Source organism: Limnospira sp., assembly GCF_051859755.1.
Taxonomy (GTDB): domain Bacteria; phylum Cyanobacteriota; class Cyanobacteriia; order Cyanobacteriales; family Microcoleaceae; genus Limnospira; species Limnospira fusiformis.
This window is the reverse complement of the sequence record NZ_JBIMLI010000176.1, coordinates 1-8181: the sequence shown is the minus strand read 5'-3', so window position 1 is coordinate 8181 and position 8181 is coordinate 1. Positions and strand designations below refer to the sequence as shown.

At 46.1% G+C, this 8181-nt stretch carries 8 protein-coding genes; 6 read left to right on the top strand and 2 right to left on the bottom strand.

The features are described from left to right. The first annotated feature begins 401 nt into the window (after positions 1-401). From ACTIE0_RS21365 to ACTIE0_RS21355, 3 genes are all read left to right on the top strand, one after another. Entirely contained in the window at positions 402-626 is a 225-nt protein-coding gene (locus ACTIE0_RS21365; RefSeq protein ID WP_035759715.1) for a hypothetical protein, read from the top strand. 631 nt (positions 627-1257) lie between these two features. Further along, positions 1258-1557, top strand: a complete 300-nt coding sequence (locus ACTIE0_RS21360) for a zinc ribbon domain-containing protein (protein WP_215905440.1) — start codon at positions 1258-1260, stop codon at positions 1555-1557. Between the two features lie 96 nt (positions 1558-1653). After that, complete coding sequence (locus ACTIE0_RS21355) at positions 1654-3306, top strand: ABC transporter ATP-binding protein (RefSeq protein WP_006626262.1); 1653 nt, start codon at positions 1654-1656, stop codon at positions 3304-3306. Between the two features lie 16 nt (positions 3307-3322). On the opposite strand, the gene pyrF is transcribed toward ACTIE0_RS21355, so the two are convergent. After that, positions 3323-4051, bottom strand: coding sequence for an orotidine-5'-phosphate decarboxylase (gene pyrF, locus ACTIE0_RS21350; protein ID WP_006626261.1), 729 nt, complete (start codon positions 4049-4051; stop codon positions 3323-3325). 113 nt (positions 4052-4164) lie between these two features. Then, complete coding sequence (tyrS, locus tag ACTIE0_RS21345; protein ID WP_006670075.1) at positions 4165-5412, bottom strand: tyrosine--tRNA ligase; 1248 nt, start codon at positions 5410-5412, stop codon at positions 4165-4167. Between the two features lie 262 nt (positions 5413-5674). On the opposite strand from tyrS, the gene ACTIE0_RS21340 reads away from it, so the two are divergent. From ACTIE0_RS21340 to ACTIE0_RS21330, 3 genes are read left to right on the top strand one after another with little or no spacing between them, the layout of a single operon-like run. Further along, the gene (locus ACTIE0_RS21340) at positions 5675-6889 is read left to right on the top strand and encodes a type IV pilus twitching motility protein PilT (protein ID WP_006670074.1); all 1215 of its coding nucleotides are present in this window, start codon (positions 5675-5677) and stop codon (positions 6887-6889) included. A gap of 56 nt (positions 6890-6945) precedes the next feature. Continuing rightward, the gene (gene coaD / locus ACTIE0_RS21335; protein WP_006626258.1) at positions 6946-7425 is read left to right on the top strand and encodes a pantetheine-phosphate adenylyltransferase; all 480 of its coding nucleotides are present in this window, start codon (positions 6946-6948) and stop codon (positions 7423-7425) included. Further along, the gene (locus ACTIE0_RS21330; RefSeq protein ID WP_006626257.1) at positions 7407-8063 is read left to right on the top strand and encodes an ATP synthase subunit B family protein; all 657 of its coding nucleotides are present in this window, start codon (positions 7407-7409) and stop codon (positions 8061-8063) included. The genes coaD and ACTIE0_RS21330 overlap by 19 nt, the downstream gene beginning before the upstream one ends. The last annotated feature ends 118 nt before the right edge of the window (positions 8064-8181 follow it).

Genomic DNA, 8181 nt, shown 5'->3' with positions numbered 1-8181 from the left:
GCCGTGTGATGGGAAACTATCAAGCACGGTTCTGAATGGGAGAGGGTGAAGGTGACTTCACTCTCGACCCCTAACCCTATAAGGGGAAAGGATGTGACTGAAAGCCAATGCCCAATGGTAATGGTTGGGATATGCCCACTAGTCACGGTGTGGATATAGAGACTGCGATAAGTAAGAGTGCTTATGACTTGAGCGAGTTTAAAGACTACGTGTTGTATATAGCTCCCAAAGTTGAAGTCACAAAGCAGGGGTTGTAGCCTGTTCCTATTGACAATAGGGTGTTCACATCAGGAGCCGTGTGCTGAGAAACTCGCATGCACGGTTTTGAATTGGAGTTGGGGAAGGTGACTTCCCTTTCGACCATAACAGGATTGGCAAAGAGGAGCTGCGGACAAACGGTCATGGATACGAGTCCATATGGGGTAGCGCCAATTACCCCATATAACCCACGCCAATTGGCGGTATTCCAAGCTGATGAGGCGCACAAAGCGGCAATAAAATCAGGGGGAGATGCTGTAGGGGCGGGTTCCGCAGTCAGCCATAATTCCCACAAGTCAGCTTTAAAAACCCGCCCCCGGTCTGTGCGCGAAGAAAGTTGTAGGGGCGGGTTCCGCAGTCAGCCATAATTCCCACAAGTCAGCTTTAAAAACCCGCCCCCGATTTCCAAAAGATAATTGGAAAAAGGGGACATTTTATCCGACACAGACCCAGGGATTAAGGTTCAAGGCAAGTGAGCCAATTATCGACAAGATGCACTCGCGACACCTTGGTACTAGATAGAGGGCGCTGGTTTATCTGTTACGTCATAGATGCGCCTATGCGCCAACCACTTTACACGCACGCAGAGCATCGCCCTTGACCCAGGGGTAAGGACATTTATAACTGGGTTTTACGGGCAAGAAATTTGGGAAATTGGCAAGTCGGACCTATGACGTATTTATCGACTGGCTACCCACCTCGATAGGTTAATGTCTCGAATCGGTCTATCCAAGGGACGCCAATTGAAGTGGCTACGGCACTGTCTGCGAAAAGCTGCACAAAAGATTCGGGTGAAAATTCGTGACCTGGTTTCGGAGCTGCACAAGAAAGCAGCTAACTATCTATGCAGCAAGTACAAAGTCATATTTTTGCCTACATTTGAGGTCAAAAATATGGTCAAACGAGGCAAGCGACGGCTGTCAACTAAGACAGCACGGAAAATGGTTACATGGTCTCATTACCGTTTTAAGCAAACATTGAAGCATCAAGCGGCTAAATATGGCTGTGTGTAGGGGCGGGTTCTGCGATCAGCCCCCACTAAGAAGAATCAGCTTTGTAAACCCGCCCCCGGATGTGACGGAAGAGTACACCAGTAAAACCTGCTCCAAGTGTGGCCACATTCACACAAAGCTAAGAGGCAACAAACAATTTGTTTGTCCCGACTGCAGTCACGCTATTGGGCGTGATGTCAATGGCGCTTTCAACATTTTGCCCTTGGCTTTGAGAGATACCTCCGCCAATGGCGCGATAACTTCATTCCAGATTGTGCCATACTCAGAAACTTCCAGCAATTGCTAGATTTTTCCGGGTTAAATGTATCTGTTTCAAGATAGTTGATATGATAAAACTTGTCCTACGGTGGCAGCTTCTGACTAACTTCGGAACTTTAATTTAATGTTTAACATCGAAAACCTGCGAGTAGCTTATCCCAGTCAGAATAAATCACCCTCTTGGGTCGTAGATGATGTTTCCCTAACCCTCAAACCGGGGGAACGTCTGGGACTTGTCGGTGAGTCTGGCTGTGGTAAGTCTACTTTGGGACGCGCTGCTATGCGTCTACTTCCAGAGTCTAGTCTTATTCAAGGTCGAGTCACATTTGGCGGAAAATCGGTTTTTGACCTTAACGAGAAGGAATTGCGACAGTTTCGGGGGGAGGCGATCGCCTTAGTGTTTCAAGACCCCATGACCCGCCTTGATCCACTGATGACTATTGGGGAACATTGCATTGAAACCCTAAAAGCTCATGAGCCACAATTGTCCAGGTCTCAGGCGAAAGAAAGGGCGATCGCTACTTTAGCAGCCGTCCAAATTCAACCGGAACGCTGGTCTCAATACCCTCACGAGTTTAGTGGTGGAATGCGTCAACGGGTGGCGATCGCATTAGCCCTATTGTTAAACCCAAAGTTAATTGTAGCTGATGAACCTACCACCAGTTTAGATGTGACAGTATCAGCGCAAATTTTGCAGGAACTCACCCGGCTATGTCGTGAACGCGGAACTGCTATCCTATTAATTTCCCATGATTTAGCCATGGTGGGAGAGTATTGCGATCGCATTGCGGTTATGTATCAAGGTAAAATTGTCGAACTCGGAGATAGCCGCACCGTTCTACAATACCCCCAACATCAATATACGCGATCGCTCCTAGAATCTGCTCTCCACGTTCATGGAACTTCCCAACAGCCACCAGAACCCAATACTCCCCAAGAACAGACACAGACTAACCCACCACCACCACTTCTCCAAATTGAAAATCTCCAACAGCATTATAGTTTAGAATCCGGCATAATTCAGCAAATATTCACCAAACAAAAGCAATTAATCAAAGCCGTTGATGGCGTGAGTTTCGAGTTATCTCCTGGTGAAATTTTCGGGTTGGTAGGAGAGTCTGGCTGCGGTAAAAGTACCCTTTCCCGCACCATTTTACAGTTAGTTCGCGCCACCGCTGGTACAGTGAAATTTGAGGGTCAAGATTTAACGGCTATGTCAGTGCGACAAGTGCGCTCACAGCGTCGCGATATCCAAATGATATTTCAAGATCCTAACGCTTGTTTAAATCCCATGATGACCATTGGTCGAGCTATTGCTGACCCCCTATTAATTCATAAAATGGCAAAACTACCCCAGGCGAAACGTTGGGTATTAGAAATGCTCGATCGCGTGGGTTTGACTCCGGTAGAGGACTATTATAACCGCTATCCCAAACAACTCTCAGGAGGACAACAGCAACGGGTAGCCATTGCTCGTGCTTTAATTACTCGCCCTAAATTGGTAATCTGTGATGAGCCTGTTAGTATGCTTGATGCTAGTGTTCAGGCTCAAGTATTACAGTTAATGTTAGACCTCAAGCGAGACTTTAATCTTACCTATTTATTTATTACCCACGATTTATGGGTGGCTAGATTTTTGTGCGATCGCATTGCGGTTATGAACGCTGGTAAAATTGTGGAAATAGGAAACACTGAGCAGATTTTTAAACATCCTCAGCATCCCTACACCCAAACCCTTCTCAGCGCCGCCCCTTTGCTCACCAAAATGGTAATTTAGCTACAATACTAAACATCTACTTGACTATCTTTTCCGCTGCGTCTAACTCTTCCGAAATTAGCTTTAATGCTGTCATGGGGTTATTCGCTTCAGTAATAGGTCGTCCAATTACTAAATAATTAGCACCCGCTTTCAATGCTTCCGAAGGAGTGAGCGATCGCTTTTGATCACCTTTAGATGCCCAACTCGGACGCACCCCAGGACACACCAACAGAAAATCATCCCCGCAAGTCCGCCGTAGTTGTGCCACTTCCTGCGGCGAACACACCGCCCCCGCTAAACCGCACTCTTGCCCTAATAATGCCATCTGTAAGGCATACTCTGGCAGTTCCAGGGGAATTTTGAGGTCAAAGGCTAATTCCCTGGCGTTAAGGCTCGTTAACAGGCTAATGGCGATTAATTTAGGTACGGGTACACCCGCCTCATTCGCTCCCATTTCCGCCGCCGACTGAGCAGCTTTTAGGGCGACTTTTCCAGCGGTGGCGTGAATAGTAATTAAGTCTACACCATAGCGAGCGGCGGCGCGACAGGCTCCGGCTACGGTATTGGGTATATCATGGAATTTCAGATCCAAAAATATCCGCTTATTGCGCTGTTTGAGTTGTTTTAAAATTTGCGGACCACAACTGACAAACAGTTCTAAACCCACTTTCCAAAATGTGACTTGTGGCAGGGTTTCAATCAATGCGATCGCATCAGCTTGACTGGAAACATCTAGGGGAACAATAACTTTATCTATGGTCATGGTTGGTATATTTTCCAATTTTTACAGTCAATATAAGCCGGGTAAAACCGGAAATTTATTGATGATAAATTATCCCGATTACACCCCAAGTTAATCAATGATAGGCAACCCATTTACACTAGCCGGATAAATTTCTTTTTCCCAACTTGTAAAACTCGCCCTTTCAGTTCTTCAGCAGAAGCCACAACTAAATTAGGATCCTCAATGCGATCGCCATCTATTTTCACAGCACCTCCCGCAATTTGTCGCCTCGCCTCGCTGCCACTTTTACACAGTCCACTAGCCGAAAGAATATAGAATAACTTAGCCGGAAACTCCACCTCTGACAGAGAAAATTCCGGTACAGCCTCAGCCCTAGTTGCATCTCCTTGCACCAAATTTACAGCCGCTTTTTGCGCCGCCAAAGCCGCCGCTTCTCCGTGGTATTGAGTGACTATATCCAAGGCGAGTAACTTTTGGCGATCGCGAGGATTTTCCGGCAATTCTGCCAATGGGTAATCAGTGAGCAACTCAAAATATTGTGCAATCAAACCATCAGGAACCTTCTCCAATTTGGAGTACATAGTCAAAGGGTCTTCCGACAGTCCCACATAATTACCCAGGGACTTAGACATTTTCTGCACCCCATCAGTACCAATCAAAATAGGCATTAGTAAACCGAACTGTGGTGTTTGTCCAAAATAGCGCTGTAAATCTCTTCCCACAGCCAGATTAAACTTTTGATCCGTTCCTCCCAACTCCACATCAGCCTCAACTGCCACCGAATCATAACCCTGCATTAACGGATAGAGAAACTCATGCAAATATATTGGATTTTCCTGTTCAAACCTCAGCGAAAACCCTTCCTTAGCCAACATTTGTCCCACCGTCATCCGCGACAGCAAATCCAAAGTTTTAGCCAGATCCAACTTAGATAACCATTCCGAGTTACGACGAATTTCCAAACGTCCCGGGGTATCAAAATCTAAAATCGGGCGCAGTTGTTCGAGATAAGTTTGGGCATTTTGTTCTACTTGCTCAGGAGTTAGCTGACGACGAACCTCCGATTTGCCAGTAGGATCACCAATGCGGGCAGTAAAATCGCCAATAATGAGAACCGCCGTATGTCCTGCGTCCTGGAAAGCCCGCAACTTCCGAAAAATGATACTATGTCCTAGGTGAATATCCGAGCCAGTCGGGTCGATACCTAACTTAATCCTAAGAGGGCGGGTACTGAGAGCCAACCGCTGACCCAAATTTTCCTCTGGGTTTTCAGAATTAGGCAATTCCGGGAAAATATCAGTAACCCCCCGGCGCAGTCTCGGAAAATTTTGTAAAGAAACTCCCGCAGAAGTCTCTAGGGCTGGTTGACTCACAATCATAAAAAATCGAAACTTGAGCAAATGTTAGGTTAGGATACCTCAGATCATCCTATCATTTCCCTGTGCCGTTCAAACAAAAATCAACAATCATGTTAGGGGCAGGTTCTACTGTCAATTCTCGATTCCCAGGGATTCCCAGGGGCGATCGCACCGACGAGCCATAACCCCACCAGAAAATCAATTTCCCTCTGTTCTCAACTGCAACTGCGGTTAACCCTGTGCCACAATTAGCAACAGATATCAGCTAAGGGACACTCACCTCATGGCTCATTCAACTCAGTCACCATCTCCCGAAAATCTCCCCCCCAAGCCCACAGTTCCGGTGCGCGCGAGACAACGACAATCGACCAATGTTTCCCCCAGTAACTCCATTAAAGATATGGTTAAGGATGCCTTTGTTAAAAAAGCCTCCGATATTCATATTCGAGTCGGACATACTACCCGATATAGGATACAGGGGGAAATGGTTAGAATTAAAGACCAAGTCAAAGTCACCCCAGAAATATTTGAGCAGTATCTCAGTGAGATTCTCACCCCACACCAAAGGCAACAATTTGCCGAAATGAAAGAACTCGACACCGCCATTTTTTATCCTGGTATAGTCCGATGTCGGGTTAATTGCTTTGAATCTCTGACCGGGGGAGCCATGGTGCTGCGACTAATTAACTTAAAAATTCCTAGTATCGATGAATTGAGATTACCAGAAGTTCTCAAAAATATTATTAGCTATCCCCAGGGGTTAATTTTAGTCACAGGTCCAACGGGTTCAGGTAAATCTACCACCCTCGCCGCCATGTTACGTTATCTCAATGAAAACGCTCGCAAGCACATTGTCACCATTGAAGACCCCATTGAATTTGTCCATGCTTCCCGACAATGCTTAATCTCTCAAAGGGAAGTCGGATTACATACCCTAGAATTTCATCATGCCCTCCGTGCCGTTTTGCGGGAAGACCCAGATGTTATTCTAATTGGGGAAATGCGCGATCGCACCACAGTTAATACTGCCCTCCAAGCATCCCAAACCGGGCACCTAGTCTTGGGAACCGTCCACACTCACAACGCCATTAACTCAGTCAACCGACTGTTAAACCTCTACAACGTAGACGAACAGGCAGCCGTCAGGATTCAGATCTGTGATTCCCTAGTCGCCGTAATTGCTCAATTATTAATCCCCACAGTCGATAACAAAAGGGCTGCAGTTCACGATATCCTAGTTAATACCCCAGCCATGAAAGACTATCTACTCAAAGGCGACGAGGAAAGTGCAACTCACCTCATGGAAAATGACACCTATGAAGGAATGCAACTGATTAACCAGGCGATTTTTGAACAAGTTACCCTAGGACGCATTACCATGGAAGAAGCCGAAAAGTCCTCCCCCGATGCGGCCGATTTAGATCGCCGATTCCGTATGGCTGGGCTTGACTCTTCCGGGGTAGCCCGGGAATTCCGTAAGGGAAAAAGTTTGTTTTAACCATCAAACAGTTTAAGGTAATCTCTGGTAAGACTTCAAGATAACCATAATCTATTGTGATTGCTATATATCCAGGCAGTTTTGACCCAGTTACCTTTGGACATATTGATATAATTGAGCGAGGTTCCCATCTATTTGAATGGGTGATTGTGGCCGTCCTACGCAACCCTAGCAAGACTCCCCTGTTTACAGTCGAACAACGCCTGATTCAAATTCGGCAATCTATCTCCCATTTGGATAATGTCGAGGTTGCCAGTTTTGAGGGTCTCACCGTAGACTATGCCAAACTGAGAAAGGCACAAGTGCTATTGCGCGGCTTGCGAGTCCTGTCTGATTTTGAGATGGAACTGCAAATGGCTCACACTAATAAAACCCTGTCTGATACAATCGAGACAGTTTTCTTGGCAACCTCCAACGAATATAGCTTTTTATCAAGCAGTGTCGTTAAGGAGATCGCCAAGTTTGGCGGTTCAGTCGATCATCTTGTTCCCAACCACGTCGCTATAGATATTAATAGATGTTACGCCAGGAATTAACCCCCAGAATTGAATCTAATCCTAATGGACTTGTCACTAACGGCGAACCGACTCCTACCGCTTCGCCTAGTATAGATATTCAGCGGGAACTTAACCGACTTGAAGAAATGATTCTTGACAGTCCTCGCATTCCCCTGACTCGACGCACTCTTGTGGACGAGGAACAGTTGCTAGATCAACTAGACCTGATCCGCTTAAATCTTCCGAGTGCTTTTCAGGAGGCTGATATTATTGTTCGTCATAAAGATGAAATTCTCCAGGAAGCTGAAGAATATGCAGCCTCTATCCTACAGAATGCTGAACAAAGAGCTACTCAACTTTTTAATGAAACTGGTATTGTCCAACGAGCGACCGAAGAAGCCGATCGCCTTAGACAACAAGTCCAGATAGAGTGTGAAGCCTTACAGCAACAAACTCTCGCCGAGGTTGAACAAATTCGCTATCAGGCTCAACAGGAACTTGATGCTATGCGAAATCGGATCTTAAATGAGTGTAATGAGATCCAAACCGGAGCCGATGAGTATGCTGATCATGTTCTAGCTAAAATTGAGCATGAACTGAGCGACATGGTAAGGATTATCCGCAATGGTCGCGAACAGTTGCAAATTAACGAGTCTCAGCGTCCCCCTCTTTACTAATGAAAAAACTTAAAGAGCTTAATTTAATCGCAGATTAGTTGAACCAATTAGGGCGATGCGCTACCATACCAAGTATGGTGCGGGACCTTCGGGTATGAAATAGAGCTGAAATGAGCCA